Annotated in this window: 15 protein-coding genes; 5 read left to right on the top strand and 10 right to left on the bottom strand. The window is 61.4% G+C overall.

The genetic code is table 11. From position 1 onward, the window contains the following. Positions 1-85: 85 nt before the first annotated feature. On the top strand, positions 86-1204 hold the full coding sequence (queG, locus tag JF535_RS03250; RefSeq protein ID WP_206999010.1) for a tRNA epoxyqueuosine(34) reductase QueG: 1119 nt from the start codon (positions 86-88) through the stop codon (positions 1202-1204). Between the two features lie 23 nt (positions 1205-1227). Here queG and JF535_RS03245 read toward each other — a convergent pair whose 3' ends face one another. From JF535_RS03245 to JF535_RS03230, 4 genes are all read right to left on the bottom strand, one after another. Further along, on the bottom strand, positions 1228-3030 hold the full coding sequence (locus JF535_RS03245; protein WP_206999008.1) for an aminotransferase-like domain-containing protein: 1803 nt from the start codon (positions 3028-3030) through the stop codon (positions 1228-1230). 257 nt (positions 3031-3287) lie between these two features. Beyond that, the gene (locus JF535_RS03240; protein WP_206999006.1) at positions 3288-4235 is read right to left on the bottom strand and encodes an alpha/beta hydrolase; all 948 of its coding nucleotides are present in this window, start codon (positions 4233-4235) and stop codon (positions 3288-3290) included. Then, positions 4222-5421, bottom strand: a complete 1200-nt coding sequence (locus tag JF535_RS03235) for an MFS transporter (RefSeq protein WP_206999004.1) — start codon at positions 5419-5421, stop codon at positions 4222-4224. Before JF535_RS03235 ends, JF535_RS03240 begins: the two co-directional genes overlap by 14 nt. 67 nt (positions 5422-5488) lie before the next feature. Then, on the bottom strand, positions 5489-8899 hold the full coding sequence (locus tag JF535_RS03230) for a PAS-domain containing protein (protein WP_206999002.1): 3411 nt from the start codon (positions 8897-8899) through the stop codon (positions 5489-5491). Between the two features lie 168 nt (positions 8900-9067). Between JF535_RS03230 and JF535_RS03225 the strand changes: the two genes are divergently transcribed. From JF535_RS03225 to JF535_RS03215, 3 genes are all read left to right on the top strand, one after another. Then, the gene (locus JF535_RS03225) at positions 9068-11278 is read left to right on the top strand and encodes a TonB-dependent receptor (protein ID WP_206998991.1); all 2211 of its coding nucleotides are present in this window, start codon (positions 9068-9070) and stop codon (positions 11276-11278) included. Between the two features lie 673 nt (positions 11279-11951). Next, the gene (locus JF535_RS03220; RefSeq protein ID WP_242523566.1) at positions 11952-12440 is read left to right on the top strand and encodes an META domain-containing protein; all 489 of its coding nucleotides are present in this window, start codon (positions 11952-11954) and stop codon (positions 12438-12440) included. A 118-nt stretch (positions 12441-12558) separates the two neighbouring features. Further along, positions 12559-13092: an META domain-containing protein gene (locus JF535_RS03215; RefSeq protein ID WP_206998989.1), complete on the top strand. Its 534-nt coding sequence runs from the start codon at positions 12559-12561 to the stop codon at positions 13090-13092. Between the two features lie 73 nt (positions 13093-13165). On the opposite strand, the gene smrA is transcribed toward JF535_RS03215, so the two are convergent. From smrA to JF535_RS03185, 6 genes are all read right to left on the bottom strand, one after another. Beyond that, the gene (smrA, locus tag JF535_RS03210; RefSeq protein ID WP_207000160.1) at positions 13166-13726 is read right to left on the bottom strand and encodes a DNA endonuclease SmrA; all 561 of its coding nucleotides are present in this window, start codon (positions 13724-13726) and stop codon (positions 13166-13168) included. Between the two features lie 75 nt (positions 13727-13801). Then, positions 13802-14665, bottom strand: coding sequence for an SDR family oxidoreductase (locus tag JF535_RS03205; RefSeq protein WP_206998987.1), 864 nt, complete (start codon positions 14663-14665; stop codon positions 13802-13804). A gap of 101 nt (positions 14666-14766) precedes the next feature. Then, positions 14767-15213 carry an acyl-CoA thioesterase gene (locus JF535_RS03200; protein WP_206998985.1) on the bottom strand — a complete coding sequence of 149 codons (447 nt, stop codon included), beginning with the start codon at positions 15211-15213 and terminating at the stop codon, positions 14767-14769. Between the two features lie 280 nt (positions 15214-15493). Continuing rightward, positions 15494-15997, bottom strand: a complete 504-nt coding sequence (gene secB, locus JF535_RS03195) for a protein-export chaperone SecB (RefSeq protein ID WP_066960458.1) — start codon at positions 15995-15997, stop codon at positions 15494-15496. Positions 15998-16134: 137 nt separating this feature from the next. Beyond that, positions 16135-16386, bottom strand: a complete 252-nt coding sequence (gene grxC / locus JF535_RS03190) for a glutaredoxin 3 (protein WP_066960455.1) — start codon at positions 16384-16386, stop codon at positions 16135-16137. A gap of 49 nt (positions 16387-16435) precedes the next feature. Beyond that, positions 16436-16846, bottom strand: coding sequence for a rhodanese-like domain-containing protein (locus JF535_RS03185; protein WP_206998983.1), 411 nt, complete (start codon positions 16844-16846; stop codon positions 16436-16438). 342 nt (positions 16847-17188) lie between these two features. On the opposite strand from JF535_RS03185, the gene gpmI reads away from it, so the two are divergent. Beyond that, the gene (gene gpmI / locus JF535_RS03180) at positions 17189-18733 is read left to right on the top strand and encodes a 2,3-bisphosphoglycerate-independent phosphoglycerate mutase (protein WP_206998980.1); all 1545 of its coding nucleotides are present in this window, start codon (positions 17189-17191) and stop codon (positions 18731-18733) included. The last annotated feature ends 13 nt before the right edge of the window (positions 18734-18746 follow it).

Here is an 18746-nt window from a genome sequence, read left to right as displayed (position 1 = left end):
TGGTCAATTTTTAAACTGTGGCAAAATACCGGCAATTATACCGCCTCAACCCACGATTCGCCGCACACAGGGTCATCCCTTTTTCATGAGCGCCACCCCCGACCTTCAAACCCTGCAAGACCTCGCCGCGCAAATTCAGCGCTGGGGGCGGGAGCTCGGCTTTCAGCAGGTGGGCATTACCGACTGCCACCTGGAGCAGCACGGCGAACGCCTGCAGCAGTGGCTGCAGGCTGGCTACAACGGCGATATGCAGTGGATGGGTGCCCACGGTGAAAAACGCTGGCGACCGGAACTGCTGGAAGAAGGCACCCTGCGGGTAATCAGTGTGCGCCTGGATTACCTGCCACCGGATACGCAGCCGGTAAAAATCCTGAAGAGCCCGGACAAAGCCTATGTCTCGCGCTACGCCAACGGTCGTGATTATCACAAGCTTATCCGCAAGCGACTGGCACAACTGGCGCAACAGATCGAGCGCTACTGTGATGCGCAGGGTATTCAAAGCCGCGGCCGCGCCTTTACCGACAGTGCACCGGTAATGGAGCGGGCACTGGCGGAAAAGGCCGGGCTGGGATGGATTGGCAAAAACTGCATGGTGATCAACAGCCAGGCGGGCAGCTGGTTTTTTCTCGGTGAGATTTACACCAACCTGCCTCTGCCCGTCACGTCCAGTGCAGAACCGAATCAGTGCGGCACGTGCACCGCCTGCCTGAAGGTGTGCCCCACCGATGCGTTTGCGGGCCCCTACATGCTGGACGCGCGTCGCTGTATTTCCTACCTGACCATCGAGAACCAGGGCCCGATTCCCGAGGAACTGCGCGAGCCGATGGGCAACCGGGTATTCGGATGTGACGACTGCCAGATCATCTGCCCGTGGAATAAATTCGCCAAACCCACCGCGGAAGCGGATTTTCACCCCCGCCACGGGCTGGATAACGGGGAACTGGTGACGCTGTTTCAGTGGACGGAAGACGAGTTCCTGAAAAAGACCGAGGGCTCGGCGATTCGCCGCATCGGCTTCGAGCGCTGGCAGCGCAACCTGGCGGTGGCGCTGGGCAATGCCGACCCGGCCCCGGAAATCATCGCTGCACTGGAACAGGCCCGGGATGCGGCAACCCCGCTGGTGCAGGAGCACATTGACTGGGCGCTGGCGCGCCTGCACAGCGGGCGGCGGCGCAAGCGCAAAGTGCGCAAGCCCGCGGGATAAACCAGCGCAGACCAAGACCGGCGTTATTCGTTGGCCACGATCGCGGTATCGATCAGTTTGCCCGCCTCATTAAACCACTTGATCCGGTGGCCATCGGTGACCACATGGAAGCTGGCCTTGCGCCCGTAGGACCAGTTGCGCCATTGACGCACCCACTGGTCGCCGTCGAGCCACCAGCGCCCGGTATCGGTTTCGTCCATCTCCACATCGTTGCGTGAATACCCGAGCATGGTGCCATCCGGCTTGAGCTCGATGCGATACGACTCGCCCAAGGTGTTAGTACCGAGAAAAATAGCCCCCGGCATTTCCCGCTGCAGGTCGTCGGCGGTGAGGTGGCGGCCGCTCGCCCGTGCCAGCGTTTCTTCCTCGGCATGCAGCTCTCCGCTGATCAGCTGCGCCAACACCTTCACCCCGGGCTCGATCTTGTCTGCGTCGATTGCCGAAAACCCAAGGCGCACGGCACGACCGTCACTGATGGTTTCCAGCAACAGGCCATTCTGCTCGGCCCGAATCTGCAGCTGCAGCGGATCGATATGTACGGGGAGTTCCAGCCAACAGGCGGTGCCACAGCTGGCGCGGCGAACCTTGAGTTTCGGCAAGTGGAACATCAGCGCTTCACCCAGTGCAGACCAGCGCTCCTTCAACTGCTGGGTAATCTTGAACAGCGCGGCGTCCAGATGCCCTGCGGCAACAAATTTTGCCAGCAGGCGCTGGTTCAGGGCAGGCACCCGCTCGCGCAGGGTATAGCGCAACGCGCGCAACCGTTGGATAACGGGCTTGGGCGCAACTACAAACGCGAGCTGCATGCCCGGGTCGATCACCTTGGGAAACTGGTAGAGGTAAATCACCGAGCCGCCGCCATCCATGCTCTTCAGGGGCGGGAGCGGGTTACCGTGGTAGCAGAAATCGTGGTCACAGTCATTTTCGATGACCACCGCCTTTTGTTCGCGGGCCTGCCTCAGCAGCAGTCGCCGCCGCTCCAGGCTGGTGGTGACCGCGGTGGGATTGTGGACATTCGGTTGCAGGTAAATACAGTCTGCTTGCCGCAGCGTCTCTTCGACCAGAGGCCCGTCCGCATCCTGGGGGAGAGACAACAAGCGCGCACCGGTGCGACGAAAAATTTCACCGCTCTCGCCGCCGGCCGGTGTTACCAGCGCCAGCGTGCGCTCATCGCCCAGCAACAACTCACCCAGCAAGTGGTAGGCCTGCTCCATCCCACTGGTTAACAGTATCTGGCCGGGCTCCACATAAATGCCCCGCCGCGGCAACAGGCGCGTACATATCTGCTCCACCAGATTGCGGTCATCCTCGTTGTTGCCAAGGGTGGCCCACTGGGCCACTTCCCGCGCGGTAAAAATATCCCGGGTGCACTCCCGCCATTCCGCACCGGGGTACAGGCGCGGGTCGTATTCATTACTCACAAAGGGGAAAGGATATTGCAGCCAGTTGGCGGGGCGGTTTTGCAGGGCGCGGCGGCTCACCGATACCGGGTTGCAGTGATTGCGCCAGTAACTGCGGTCATCTTCATCCTGCCGCGGAACATCCCCGGCACCGTGGCTGATCACGCCCTGCTGGGAGACGGTTTCGCTCACATAGAAACCGCTGCGCTCGCGGGTCACGAGAAAACCGTCATCCACCAGCTGCTGATAGGCGAGCACCACCGTATTGCGGGCCACCCTGAGCTGTTCCGCCATGCGCCGTGACGACGGCATTTTGTGGCCGGCAGGAATACTCCCGGAAAGAATTCCCTGGATCAGTTTTTCACGAATTTGCTGCTGCAGACTCTTTTCTGCCGCAGGATCGAGGACGATCAGTGCTTCGCTCATGTTCGGCTCTTTATCGTTGTAATCGCCTGCGATGAATCCGACGTGTGGATGGCAGTTTGCCCGGCTCCACAGGGACAATCAAGGAGACTACCGGGCACGGTTCGAGCAGGCACAGGCTCCGGGCATGTATGCGCAATGCGTGCCAACTTCCGCAGGCGAGTCGATACATCTGGCCGTGGTCTGGGAAAGAGAGAGGGAGTATCGAGAAAAGCACGTCTTGCCACCCACCTGCAACTCGCAGGCGGGCGGCAGCCAGATCACAGGCCGTGCAGAAATTCTGCGGTGTGGCGGTACACTCGCCCACAGGCGTCCGGCACCAGGTTTTCGATATTCAGGAAGGCATGAATCATGTCGTTGAAGTGCAGCAGCTCGGCGTTGGCGCCGCCCTCGCGCACCTTGCGCACATACTCCACGCCCTCGTCCCGCAGGGGGCAGAACTCGGCGGTGATCACCAGGCTGGCGGGCAGGTTGCGGGTGAACTCCCCATACAGCGGTGACACCTGCCGGGGATTTTCTGCGTTCTGCAGGTAGTTGTTGAAATACCAGAGAATCTTTTCCTTCTCCAGCAGATAGCCGCGGCCATTTTCCTCGATAGACGGGGTCTGCATGGTGTAGTCGAGGCTCGGGTAAATTAGCACCTGTGCATCAATGGTATGCGGCTGATGCTGCAGCAAGCGGCTGGCGGAAGCACACATTGCGCCACCACCGGAATCGCCCATCAGAATCCAGCGGCCATTGTGGGCGATGCCTTTTTTATCCAGCGCGGCCCCCAGGTGACGAACCACGCTGATCAGGTCATTCAATGCTGCGGGGTAGGGATTTTCCGGCGCGCGGCGGTATTCCACGCTGATCAACGTGCGCCCGCAAGCCTCGGCAATGCGACGACAGATGGGATCGTACACCGACACGCTGCCGGCCATATGGCCACCGCCGTGGCAGTAAATAATCGCCGCCTTTTCCTTCGCGCTTCCCTCTTCGGTCGCTGCAGGCTGGTAGATCCGCACCGGCACTGGGTATTCACCACCGAGCACCAGGGTTTCGCACACAGTCATTTCCGGGCCGGGCTCAACAAAATTGCGGGTCAGGTTGGCCAGGCTTTCACGGGCGGAAATCGGGGTGGGTTCAAAACCCGCCGCCTTGAGCTGCGCCACCTGCGCGTTGACCGCCTCCAGCCATTCCGCGAGTTTGGGTTCAAGCTGCCGCATTGTCCGCCTCCAGATTTTCCAGTTCGATTTTTTTACCGCTTTCCGGCAACAGGAATGAGAACACAAACAGTGACGCCGAGCAGGCCACGGCAAAGTAAGCCGCAGTGGCCGGCTCACCGGTAATATCCGCGAGCAGGCCAGCGCCGTACATCAACACCGTCTCCACGCCGTAGGAAACGGACCAGAACATGGCGAAGGTCACCGTGATACGCCCCGGCGTCATGCCCGGCAGTTCCTGCGGCAGAGTAACCAGTGCGGTCATCGGCAGGAACATACAGAAACCGGCGAGGGCAGCGGCGGCGTAGGCGATAATCGGGTCACGGCTGGTGACCATGAGCGCGGCAAAGATCACCAGCGCCAGGCCGCCAAAGCGCAGCACCGGCAGGCGCAGCGGGAAGCGCTTGGTGACGATGATGCCCGCCACGGTGCCCACCATGCCGGCGGCGATCATCACCGCAGACAGATGGTGGCTTGCCACAGCAAAGCCGTCGATCAGCGGGAACAGGGCGAACACCGCGATGTAGCAAAACAGCACACCGCAATACGCCAGCGGCAGCCACCAGTTGAAACCCTCTTTCACGCCCTGCTTGAAACCGTAATTTTCCTGGGGCTTGTCGGCACCGCCGGATAGCGAAAAGTTCTCCGCCGTCAGCCACCACAGCACGCCCAGCGCCAGCACCATCACCCCGTACAGCACCACTACGGACTGCCAGCTACCCAACCAGCTGAGCAGTGCGGTGGTGGAGAGCAGAGCCAGCAGGTTGCCGGTATTGAACGCGGCGGCATTGATGCCGTTGATCATGGGGCGCTCTTCAGCGGCAAAGTAGTGCAGCACCACCGGGGCGAAATACACAATCGCCAGTGCACCACCGAGCCCCAGTGCCAGGCGCGACAGCAGCCAGCCACCGTAGGTGTCCGCCAGCGCACCAAAGCCACCGGCGGCAATCAGGACGATGGCGATGGCAAAGGCACGCTTGGCCCCCAGGCGCATGAGCAGCGCCGCGGCAGCCAGGTTACCGATGATTTTGGCAATGGTGATGACGTTGCTGCCCCAGGTGGCATTGGCAAACCCCTCTTCACCAAAGGACGCCTGAATGGCCGGGGTGAGAATGGCCCCGGACACCCAGCTGGCCGCGAACAGCGCATAGGCGCTGAACATCAGAATTTCCAACAAGTATTTTTTCATCGCTGTGCTACCACTTTTTATTCTTCCGGATAATAGGTTTCAGACTGCGCGTGAAGACGCCCCCTGCCTATACGACCTTGGTCGTATCGAAGGTGCGCCGCAGCCCCTGCTGTAACAGGGCGCGCAGCGCCGCCGGCCGCAGCGGTTTCTGCAGGAACTGCCAACCCGCCTGCTGCGCGCGCGCCTTCACCGTATTGGTGTTTTCCGCGGAGATGATCACGCAGGGCACGTCGCCGCCCCACTGCGCCAGCAGCTCCGCCGCCAGATCGATGCCGTTGTCGCCGTCGTCGAGATGGAAGTCCATCAGCAGTAAATCCGGCTCGGCCGCGGCCAGCGCCTCCCGGCGATTCTGCGCACACTGCACGGTACAGCCCCAGCCGCCAAGCAGCGCCGCCATCGCTTCGAGAATGGCCGGCTCGTTGTCCACGCACAGGATCTGCAGGTCCAGCGGCGCACCGCGTCCGCCGCTGCTTTTGGTACTGGGCCGCACATTCACCCGCGCGGTGGCGCGCGGCAGGCATACCCGGAACACGCTGCCACGGCCGGGCACCGAGGACAGGCCAATCGGCGCATTCAGCAGCCGGCACAGGCGTTCCACGGTGGCCAGGCCCAGCCCGTAACCGTGTTGACGCTGCCCCTGACCGGCGGCACCCTTAGGCGTGAGGCGGCAGAACTCGCGGAAAATCGCCTGCTGCTGGTCCGGCGCAATGCCCTCACCGGTATCCCAGACTTCCAGGGAAACACTACCGCCACGGCGGCGCGCACCGATCAGCACGCCGCCCTCGCGGGTGTACTTGACCGCGTTGTCCAGCAGGTTCTGCACCACACGCCGCAGCATTTTTTCGTCACTTTGCACCCACAGGTGGCTGCGGCGGTAGCGCAGGCGGATGCCGCGCGCCTCCGCCGCGAGGCGCGCCTGGGCCACGGCATCGTCAAGGATGCTGTCGAGGGATACCGGGGCAACACTGGGCTTGATGTCACCGGCATCCATGCGGGCAATCTGCAGCATGTCGGTAATCAGCTGCTCCGCCGCGGCGAGGGCACTGTCGGCGCGGGTGAGCAGCTGGCGGCTGTCATCTTCCAGGGGGTGCGCGGCCAGCGCATCGATAAACAGCCGGCTGGCATTCAGGGGCTGCACCAGATCGTGACTGGCCGCGGCAAGGAAGCGGGTTTTGCCGGCGCTGGCCTCCTGCAGTTCGTGATTCAATGTCTGCAGTTCGTCATTCACACTTTCCAGCTCGGCGGTGCGGTGCGCTACCTTGTGCTCCAGCGAGTTGCGCACATCGGTCAGCTCCGCCAGCGCGCGCTGGTAGTCAGAGACATCGGTATAGGTGGTAACGAAGCCACCGCCGGGCAGCGGGTTGCCGCGAATCTCCAGCACCGTGCCGTCGGTGCGGTGACGCTGCACCCGGTAGGCGGTGCCATTGCGCAAATGCTCCACGCGCTTGTTCACATGGTCTTCCACCACACCGGGACCGCACTCGCCGCGGCTCGCGTTGTAGCGCACCAGCTCCGCCACCGGCCTGCCCACGTAAATCATTTCCGGGGGATAGTGGAACAGCTCCAGATAGCGGCGGTTCCACGCCACCAGGTTGAGGTTGCCATCCACCACCGAGATGCCCTGGTCGATATTGTCGATACTGCTCTGCAGCAGACCGCGCCCGAACTGGTAGATATCGGATGCCTGCTCCAGTTGCTGGGTGGTGACATCCGCCTCCCCCAGCTGGCGCACCAGGCGGCGCGCACTGGTGCTGCCCACCACACCGGCGAGGATTTTTTCGACCGCATCGCGGTAGTGCTCGGCAGAGGCGCCGGGTGTTTGCGCGTCCGCAGGTTCCTGCATCGGCGCCAGTGCGCGGCTCGCCGCATCCTCGCCCACAAAGCGCGCCAGTAGCTGCCGCAAACGCGCGCGATCCACCGGCGCCACTTCCGCCGCCGCACTGCCGGGCAACCAGCGCTGCTGCAGCAGCGAACAGCCAATCAGCGCCAGCCCGTTGATCCCCAACCCGAACACACAGGCGATGGTCAGCGGGTTCCAGCCGAGCCCCAGCAGCGCGGCAATACGATCTTCCCCGCCGAGCGCCGCCGGCAGTGCGGACATCGCCCACACCAGCGACCCCAGCACCAGACCCACAACCACACCGGCGGCGCGCAGCCGCGGCCAGCGTGCCGGCCAGGTCACCGCAGCGATCATGGCCGGCGCGAGCTGGGCCGCCAGCGCCAGGGACAACAGACCAAAGGTACCGAGGCTCACCCCGGAACCGATCAGCTCGCTTACCCCAAACGCCGCCAGCATCAGCAGGCCGATAATGCCGCGGCGCACCCGCCGCAGGTCACTGCCTAGCGCCACACCTGCCGGGCGCTGCTGCAGCCGCTTCAGCCACCAGGGCACAATCATGGTGTTGGCGATCATGGTGGAAAGGGCGATGGTGGCGATGATCACCATGCTGGAGCCGGCGGAGAGACCGCCCACAAACGCCAGTAGCGCCAGCCACGGGATACCACTTTCCAGCGGCACGCCCAGTACAAAGCGCTCCGCGTTGGCATAGCTCTCCGGCAGCCACAGCATGCCGCCGTAGCCCACCGCCAGCACTGCCAGGGACACCACCGCCAGATACAGCGGGATCAACTTGCGCACCGGGCCGATATCCCGCTCGTCATCACTCTCGATCATCAGGATATGGAACTGCCGCGGCAGGCAGAAAATGGCCGCCATGCCCAGTATCACTACGGCCAGATAGCCGGTGTCGGCGGGACGCGCCTCGGCGATGGCCGCCACCCTGTCACTGGCGAGCGCCGCGCGGGTGAGATCGGCGGCGCCGTCAAACGCGCTGTACACCACAAACCAGGCCACCGCGATCAGGGCGCCGATCTTCACCAGCGCCTCGAAGGCCACCGCCAGCAGCATGCCGTTGCGGTGCACGCTGCTGTCGATATGCCGGGTACCGAACAATACCGCAAACAGCCCCAGGGTCATGCTCACCACCGCGGTCACCACCGAGGCACTGATGCCCCGGTCCTCCACGTTCTGTGCCAGCAGCAGGAAGCTGTCGGCCACCGCCCGCAACTGCAGAGACAGATACGGCACGATGGCCACCACCGCCAGCAAAGCAACTACCGCCGCAAGCCACTGGGAGCCGCCGTACTGGGCGCTGATAAAGTCCGCGATGGAGGTGGAGCCCTGCTGTTTCGAGAGACGCACAAAGCGCATCAGCAGGGGGGCACCAAAGATCAGCATCAGGCTGGCGCCAACAAAGGTAGGGGGCAGCAGCCAGCCCTCGGTAACTGCCTGCGCGGGCACGCCGAAGAACATCCAGGCACTGGTATAGGTGCCGGCCAGCGCCAGCAACAGGGGTTTGAGCGGGCGAATGCGCCCGGCCGGCAGCCGGTCACCCCAGAAGGCGATGGCAAACAGCATCAGCAGGTAGGTCAGGCCCACGGCGGCCAGCAGGGTCAGGCTGAACAATTGGCGCCTCATTCATTTTTTTGTTTATGATGAAGAGAGTAACCGATAGTTCGTTTTGTGTCCTGTTCACCTCCTGCGACCATCGTCATACCTTGGTCTAACAGGCAAAGTCGCGATCAGCAGATACAGTGCAAATCCGTAACTTAGATAAAAACCATAAACCGGTGACCGGAGAGAGCCATGCGCAATCCAATTAAATTCAATCCCATCGCCGCGGGCATCATGCTTGCCTGCGGTGCCAACCTGTCCTATGCAGATTCGAAGCTGGAAGAAGTAACCGTGACCGCGCAGAAGCGCGAGCAGTCGCTGCAGGAAGTGCCGGTGGCGGTAACTGCGTTCGGGGAAGATCAGCTTCTGGAGAACGGTGTTGCCGACCTGAGCGACATTCAGAAACTCACCCCTAACACCACCCTGCAGGTGAGCCGCGGTACCAACTCCACCCTCACCGCCTATATCCGCGGTATTGGCCAGCAGGACCCGCTGTGGGGCTTCGAGCCCGGCGTTGGCATCTATGTCGATGACATCTATGTAGCCCGCCCGCAGGGTGCGGTAATGGATGTGTTTGACGTAGAGCGCATCGAAGTACTGCGCGGCCCGCAGGGCACCCTGTACGGCAAGAACACCATCGGTGGTGCAGTCAAGTACGTGACCAAGAAGCTGTCCGGTGATACAGAATTCCGTATTCGCGGTGGTGTGGGCTCCTACAACCAGCGCGACCTGGTACTGAGCGGCCAGACCGGCCTGTCCGACACCGCCGCCATTGGCTTCGCCGTCGCCAGCTACCAGCGCGACGGTTTCGGCGAGAACATCAACACCGGCGCCGACAACTACAACAAAGACATCCTGAGCGGCCGCGTATCCCTGGAGTTCAACCCGAACGAAGATCTGTTCATCCGCGTTGCCGCAGACACCACCAAGGACGACTCAAATGCGCGTTTCGGCCACCTGCTGGCTCCGAATGTTTGGGGCACCGAACAGCCCCTGGACGATGTCTATGACCATCGCTCAAATATGCCTGCGGATAACTCAGTAGAGTCCAGCGGTGCATCCCTGACCGCCGAGTGGAATGTTTCTGAGAACGTCACCCTCAAATCCATCACTGCCACCCGTAGCGGCGACACCAAGACGAATATCGACTTCGATTCCAGTCCTCGTCCGGACTTTGATGTGCCCGCCTTTTATGAAGATGAACAGTTCACCCAGGAATTCCAAGTTAACCTGAACGGTGACAACTTCAACCTGGTTTCCGGTATTTACTATTACGATGGAACCGCTGCCGGTGCGTTCGATGCCGTACTGGATCTGTGGAAGTATCTCTTCGGTTTCTCTAAAACACAGCACGTCGCCGGCTCTGTAGACACCGAAAGCCTGGCAGTCTATGCCAACTACGAGTACGCACTGACCGACAAGCTGAATATGACCCTAGGCGGCCGCTACACCCGCGATGAGAAGTCCGCAGAAGTATTCAAGGGCGACTATGCAGGCCTCTACTCGCCCACGTTCGCCGACCGCTACGAGGGAACCCCGGCAGATCCTGAGCCTTACGCAATCCTCACCGACTACACCAACAGCGACAGCTGGAGCCAGTTCTCACCCAAAGTTGGCATGGACTACCAGATCGATGAAGACACCATGGTCTACGGCAGCTTCAGCTCCGGCTTCAAGTCTGGCGGCTTCGACATGCGTGGTGACGCCTCCATTAACCCGGAGACAGAGGAAGGCTACGATCCGGAAACTGCCAACACCTTTGAAGTCGGTATCAAGACCCAGCTGCTGGATGACCGTATCCGTCTGAATGCGGCTGCCTTCAGCACCGACTACGAAGACATGCAGGTCACGGTGCAGGACTTCTCACCGTCCACTGGCGGTTTCGCCAGCTCCGTAATTAACGCCGGTGAATCAGAAATCCGCGGCCTGGAGCTGGAAATGCTCGCCAGTATCACAGACCGCCTGACTGCCAACCTGGTACTCGGCTACACCGATGCCGACTACAAGGAAGTTCTGACTTACAACACCACGACTGGTGAAATTGAGAATGTTGCTGATTTGTGGGACAACCTGCAGTACAGCCCAGCCAAGACCGGCCTAGGGCAGCTGAGCTACAGTATGGACGTAGCGGGTGGCGAACTGGTACTGAACGGCTCTGTTTCCTACCGCGACGGCATACAGATCTATGCTGCCCCGAACCCTCTACTCGACGTGGGCTCCGTGACCCTGGTGGACGCGGGTGCGACCTTCTTCAGTGGCGACGGTAAATGGCAGGCTTCCCTGCAGGGCAAGAACCTCAATGACGAGGTTTACCGCAATGCAGGTTACAGTGCTGCAGCCCTGACCACCGGCTACTACGGCGCACCACGTACTATCGCTCTCACAGGTAGCTACAACTTCTAAGAACTGTCACTCCCATTCGTTGTACATTGCATTGTTGGGGCCCTCTGGGCCCCTTTTTTATGCCTGATAAACCGAGGCCTATATCCTCACAACACACGCCTTCCCTATTCCCCGCGGCGCACCAATAACTAAATTGGCACCTAATTCCACACTTTGGCGGCATCCTCTTCTAACCTGAAAGAGAGGGCGGCAGTGACGCCGCTGCTTGAACCAAGCCATCGAGGTATCCGCGTGCAGAAATTGAGTAGTATTCTGCTGACGGCGGCAATTGCGACAGGAGTTGTTGCGGGTTGTACATCAACCGAGCCCAGGGATAGTCACGCAAATCGCGCTTTCAGCAGCGCAGTCCCGCCACATATCAATCCGGCACATATGTCGGTCAGAGCCTCCGACCGCCGGTCGAGGAGTGGCAGCCGCGCCGCGCCGCGCTCCCTGAACGTGAACGGCACCCGCTTCCGCTGCTTTGAACAGGAGCTGGACTCAAAAGTGGTGGTGCGCTGCGTACGGCAGTCCTAGCCACCACTCACCCCCTTCGGGGGGCACTGACGCCCATCACTCCCTGTTTCTGTGACCATTTCCGCCACAAGCTGGCGCCGCTGTCCTCTCGCAAAACCCGCAGCTGTCTAAGCTTGATCTATCTGCACGCAGGGAGCAGGAACAGGGAGCAAAAGGAATGATCCGAAACGGTATCAATAAAGTGGTCCCGGCGTGGCTTACCGGCCTCGCCATCGTGATTGCTGGCTGTATGAACATGGACAGCAAGGAGTCCGGGCCCACCCAGAGCCCCGGCTCCATCACCAGTGTCTGCGGCGACAAGTGGGAAATGCGCCTGCTGCGCATCAACGGCCAGGCAGTACCGGTCGACCAGCCGCAAGAGTTCACCTTCCTGTGTAACAGCGATGGCGAATCCATGGGCAAAAGCGGCATCAACACCTACCGCGGCGCCATGCAGATCACCGCCAATGGCCAGATCCTGTGGGATACCGCCAGTTTCGCCTCCACCAAAATGGCCGGCCCACCCCAGCTGATGGAGCAGGAAACCCAGTACCTGCGCGCCCTGTCGGGCACGCGCCAGGCCTTCGTCAAAAGCGGTGGCGGCCGCCTGATCCTGCGCGACGCTTCCGGCGACATCTATATCGAATACGTCAAGGCGGGTGGCTAAGCGCATTCGCCACCCTGCACCACCACTGCGCCCGGCAGGTGCCGAATAGATCGGATCGGTCACAGACAGCTTTTGCCGATTGGTGTTAAATGGCGCAAAAGGCCACCGGATGGATGACATGCACCGCCTGATCCCGCAGCCACAACGCGCCTTCGCCCGCACCAGTATTGCCGGCGCTGGCTCCCTCGCGCTGGCATTCCTGTTGCTGGCTCTGAGTGGCTGCAGCAGCCACGACACCACCCCCTCCGCCATGACCGATACCGGCAGCGACCCCATCTGTGACCGCGAGTGGCTACTGGATAGCCTGACCGTGGACGGCCGCGAGCACAAACCGAGCATGCTGTGGAAAAAAATGTGGCGCGACCGCCCCTACCTCGGCTGCGACAAGCTGGGGGTCGTGCGCGGCAGCGCCGGCTCCAACCCCTACCTGGGCAAATTCCAGCTGCGCGACAACGGGGCCATCCAGTGGCTCAAGCCACCGAGAACCACGCGCATGGCTGGCCGCCGTGACAGCAGCGAGCTGGAAAAGGATTTTTTGCTGGCCCTGCCGCGTGCGACGCACGCCCACACCCACGGTAACCGACTGGTACTGGAAGGCGACGATGGCACCCGCCTGGAGTTCAAGCAGGCCGGAGACAAACACGCCCAGTAGACTGCCGCCGGCACCACAAAAAAGGCAGCCTCCGGGGCTGCCTGAACAGGTTTTGATTGGATAGGGCGTCGCTTCAGGGGCGCGAGCGGCGCTGGTGCTGCTCCAGGTTCTGCTGGCGCTTGCGCTCACTTTTGCGCAGCAGGATATACGTCGCGCCGAGACCGCCGTGCTGCTTCTGCGCACTGTGAAACGCGAGCACTTCTTGCAACTGTGGCAGCCAGGCATTCACGCAGCTTTTCAGCATCGCCGGGGACTTGCGCCCCTCACCCTTGCCGTGGGTGATCAACGCACAGCGCACATCCGCCTCCACACAGTCCCGCACAAACTGATACAGCGCACTGCGGGCCATTTCCACGGTGTGGTTGTGCAGGTCCAGGCGCGCATCCACGGTGTATTTACCGAGACGGAGATTGCGGTACACGCCGTTCTGCACGCCGTCGCGCTTGAATTCAATGGGATCGAACGGCTCCACCGGCTCGACAAATTCGCCCCCCAGGGGGTTGAGCTCCCGGTAGGTCTGGGCGGTTGCAGATTCGCGCCGCGCGCGCTGGTTGAGCGGGTCTTTGGTGGTTTTGCGCAAGGCGCTCTCGCGCTGTCGGGGGGACAGTGGCTTAACATCCCCCAGCTCGCCCATCGCACCGCGAAAGTCTTCCAGGTCACTCTTGTCCACAACATCCCCCCAATTACCACGGTATCTGGCCTGGGTACGTCAGGGATCGAGAAACAGATCCACTGCCAGTTCACCGGCCTTGGCGGGATTGTGCGCATATTGCGTGAAATCTTCCACCCCCCGTTCGTGTAGCAGCGTCTCGTCGATCAACTGGGCACCGTTCAGGCCCTGGTTGTCGGTGATCAGCACCTCGTAGGCGGCATCCGCCATCACGATGGGCTTGCGGCTCTGCTCGAACATTTCCCGGCTGCCCACCGCAAACTCAATCGCCGCGGTGGCCACCAGGGTGCGGGGCCACAGGGTCGCCACGCTGACCTTACTCTTCTGCAGCTCCGCCGCCAGCCCCATACTCAGAATCGTCATACCGAACTTGGACAGCGCATAGGGGGCGAACGGGCCGAGCCAGCGCGGCTCGAGATTCAGCGGTGGAGACAGGCTGAGAATATGCCCGCAGGGGGACTTCTTGAGGTAGGGGATTGCCAGGTGCGCGGTCAGGTACACCGCGCGGGCATTCACGTCCATCATCAGGTCGTAGCGCTTGGGGGGCGTGGCCTCGACGCTGGTGAGGTTGATGGCACCGGCATTGTTGATCACGCCATCGATGCCACCAAAGGTGTCGGTGGTTTTCTTGATCGCCTCCGCCACCTGCTCCTCGTTGCGCACATCCACCTGCATGGGCAGGGCGACCCCGCCGGCGGCTTCGATTTCCTTGGCCACGGTGAAGATGGTCCCGGGCAGCTTGGGGTGCGGCTCGGCGGATTTCGCGGCAATGGCAATGTTGGCACCGTCCGCGGCACATTTGAGCGCTATGGCGCGGCCGATACCCCGGCTGGCACCGGTAATGAAAATGGTTTTGCCTTTGAGGGCGCCGGTGTTTTTGGTGAGGGTGTTGACTTCAGACATATTGAGGCTCCCGGCAAAGTCTTTCTTGTAGGGTAGATAAGCGCAGCGTATCTACCATATTTGAGGCTGTCGGGAAGGTGGATGCGCTGCGCTTATCCACCCTACGGAGTATTTGGGCGCTCAACCACGGCTGGGCAGTAGATGTCCTTGAAGGTTTGCGGCATGCGTTTGGGCTTGCCGCTGGAGAGCTCGATGCACACCATCTGCCAGCTGGCGCGAAGCACCAGGGCCTCGTCACTGGCGCGGTACACCTGGAACTTACGGGTCATATTGAGGCGGCCGTCGACCATGGTCAGCCAGGTGCCAATGCGCAGCTCATCGCCCTCTCTGGCGGCCAGTATATAGTCGTACTCGGCCTGCCGAATGGCCATTCCGCGATCCAATGACTGGTAATGGGTGACATCCAGCCCGAGTTCCTTGCTGTGCAGCCAGGCGGCGCGTTCGCACCAGCGCACGTATTCGGCGTTGTTGGCGTGGTGCAGGCCGTCAACGTGTTCCGGTTCCACGCGGACTATATAAGTGAAAGGGGCTGGTAGGTCCCAGTTCATCGGACAGGTACTCCGTAAGATTGCCCGTGGCGGCCCTGCTAGCCGGTGCGCATTTACGAGACACGAGCTAGGCGCCCCCCCTCAACCCATCCCTGGGGGCTCTTCCGCGAGGTCCCTCTCGCGGAAGGTCTCGTAAATGCGCACCGGCTATCAGAACCTTCGCATCAAGCTCATTTATTCAACAAAAGACCGCCCAACTTACTGGAATGCAAAGTCTCAGACCATTACGTCAGACACAAAAAAGGCTCCCGAAGGAGCCTTTTTCTGAAACAACCGCGCCTTATGCGTCTGCGTCGGTTTTCTCTGCGCCTTGCTCGGCCTGCTGTTGTGCCTGCTGCATGGCAGCGGCAAACAGGGCGTCGAAGTTGATCGGCGGCAGCATCAGGGCCGGGAAGGAACCCTTGGTCACAACGTTGTCCACCACTTCGCGGGCGTAGGGGAACAGGATGTTCGGGCAGGCAGTGTTCAGCGCCTGAGCCAGCTGCTGGCCTTCCAGACCTTTGATACCGAACAGGCCGGCCTGCTGAACTTCGACCAGGAATGCCGTCTCGTTCTCGATCTTGACGGTGATGGTCAGGGTCAGCGCCACTTCGTACAGATCTTCATCGATCTTGGCGGTCTTGGTGTTCAGTTCCTGATTAACTTCCGGTTTCCACTGCTTCTTGAAAACCTCGGCACCCATCGGCGTCTCGAAAGAGAGGTCTTTCAGGTAGATGCGCTGCATTGCGAATTGGACTTGTTGTGCGTCGCCGTTTACTGCTGCGCCGTTTTGTTCTTCAGCCATGTCACTGCCTGTCGTAAAAAATAGATTATTGACTGCCTTCCCTGATAGAAAGACTCCCTGTATGGGTCTTACTTATGGGGGCCTCGAAATACCCTTTCAAGGCACGTCACGGAAAATTCTTGAGCCCGCGGCGGGCCTCACGCCAGCAGTTGATCCAGCTGGCCGCTGCGCTCGATAGCCATCAGCTCATCGCAGCCACCCACATGGTGATCGCCGATCCAGATCTGCGGCACCGTATGGCGCCCTGCCTTGGCGGTCATCTCCGCGCGCAGGGCGCGGTCGCCGTCCACGGAAATCTCCGTATAGGGGACGTTCTTGTTGTCCAGCAGGTACTTTGCGCGCACGCAGAAGGGGCAGAAGCGGGTGGTGTAGATAACAACTTCTTTCACAACCGAATAACCTCTTGGCTTCTCTGACGAATGGTTTCAGGGCGACGAATCAGCCTTTGACCAGCGGCAGCTTCTGATTCGACCACTCGGACATACCGCCCTCGAGGCGGCGCACGTTGTAGCCCGCCTTCTTCAGCTGGCGGCCCACCGGTCCCGCGTGCTGGCCCATCTTGTCGGCCAGGATCAGCGTCTTTTCTTTATAGGGTGCCAGTTCGCCAATGCGCTTCTCGACCTCGCTGTGCGGGATATGGATGGCATCCACAATATGTCCGGCAACGAAGTCCGAGCGGTCGCGCAGGTCCACCACGCGGGCATCCTCAGAGTTGATCAGGCGCGTGGCCTCATTCGCGGACGCGGGCTTGCCCGCCTTGATACGTTCGGTAATCGCCAGCACGTAAATCAGCGCTACCAACAGACTCACCAGCAGCCACTGCTCGCTGATAAAGACGAAAAAATCCACTTCGCCCCCAGAAATTCACAATTGTTGTTTTAAATGGGACCACTGACGCAGCAGTCGGTCACGTTTGGCCGGGTATTGTACGGCAACGGGAAAGCCCCTGTGCACCACATGCAGTCCGGCGGTTTGAAGGTGGCGCAGTATACACGATGATGGCCAATTCTTAATCAGCAATTTCACCGCGCGCCGGCGCTGCCACGCCGGCAAAACAGGCTCAATTACTGACCCGGAGCCTGGAAACAGGTTAAAATCCGCCACCTGCGGTAAAACTCCCGCGCGAGTTCCGTCCCCTGGCACCGACGCCGAACGATATTCCACGCAACCCAATACAGGAATTCCGATCCCATGGCATCCGAGACTTCGCCCAAACGCCCGCTGGTACTGCTGATTCTGGATGGCTTCGGCCACAGTGAGCACGCGGAGCACAACGCCATTGCCGCGGCCAAGAGCCCGGTTTGGGACCAGATCTGGGCCAGCCGCCCGAAGACCCTGATCCACACCTCCGGTATGGCAGTGGGCCTGCCAGAAGGACAAATGGGCAACTCGGAAGTGGGCCACATGACCCTCGGCGCCGGCCGCGTGGTGTACCAGAACTTCACCCGCATCAACAAGGCGATCAAGGACGGCGACTTCTTCACCAACCCGGCCTATACCGCGGCGGTCGACAAGGCGATTGCCAACAACGGCGCCGTGCACATCATGGGCCTGCTGTCGGACGGCGGCGTACACAGTCACGATGACCACATCGTTGCCATGGCGACCCTCGCCGCCCAGCGCGGTGCCAGGGCGGTTTACATTCACGCGTTTACCGATGGCCGCGATACCGCTCCGCGCAGTGCGGAAACCCCGCTGGCGCGCCTCACCCAGGTGTGCGATGCCCTGGGCAACGCGCACATTGCCAGCATCAGCGGCCGCTACTTTGCCATGGACCGCGATAACCGCTGGGACCGCGTGCAGCCGGTGTACGACCTGATCACCCAGGGCGTGGCCGAGCACACGGCGGATTCCGCCCTCGCCGGCCTCGAGGCTGCCTACGCACGGGACGAGAACGACGAATTTGTGGCCCCCACCCGTATCGGCGCACCGGCGCCGGTAAATGACGGCGACGCGATGGTGTTCATGAACTTCCGCCCGGACCGCGCGCGCCAGCTGACCCGCGCCTTCACCGACCCTGACTTCGACGGTTTCCCGCGTGCCGCCACCCCGAAGCTGGCGGATTTTGTGATGACCACGGAATACGCCGCCGACATCGACGCCAGCTGCGCCTTCCCGCCGGAAAACCTGGTGAACACCTTTGGCGAATATCTGCAGTCGCAGAACAAGACCCAGCTGCGTATCGCCGAAACAGAAAAATACGCCCATGTGACCTTCTTCTTTAGCGGTGGCCGCGAAGCGCCCTACAATGGCGAAGAACGCGTTTTGATTCAGTCTCCGGATGTGGCCACCTACGACCTGCAGCCGGAAATGAGCGCGCCGGAAGTGACCGACAAGCTGGTGGAAGCCATCGAGAGCGGCAAGTTCGACGCCATCATCTGCAACTACGCCAACGGCGACATGGTGGGCCACACCGGTGTGTTCGAGGCCGCCGTCAAAGCGGTGGAAGCCCTGGATGTGTGCGTGGACCGCGTGACCAAAGCCGCACTGGCGGCCGGTGGCGAGGTGCTGATCACCGCCGACCACGGCAACGTGGAAGAGATGTACGATGCGGGCTCCGGCCAGGTGAGCACCCAGCACTCGACCCTGCCGGTGCCCTTTGTGTACATCGGTGAGCGCGAGGTCACCATGCGCGATGGTGGCAGCCTGGCGGATGTAGCGCCCACCATGCTGGCGCTGATGGGCCTGCCGCAGCCGGTGGAAATGAGCGGTGAGCCGCTGGTAAAAGTGAACTAACCCGGGCCAGTCC

The organism is Microbulbifer salipaludis (assembly GCF_017303155.1).
Classification (GTDB): Bacteria; Pseudomonadota; Gammaproteobacteria; order Pseudomonadales; family Cellvibrionaceae; genus Microbulbifer; species Microbulbifer salipaludis.
This window is presented reverse-complemented; position numbering and strand designations above follow the sequence as displayed.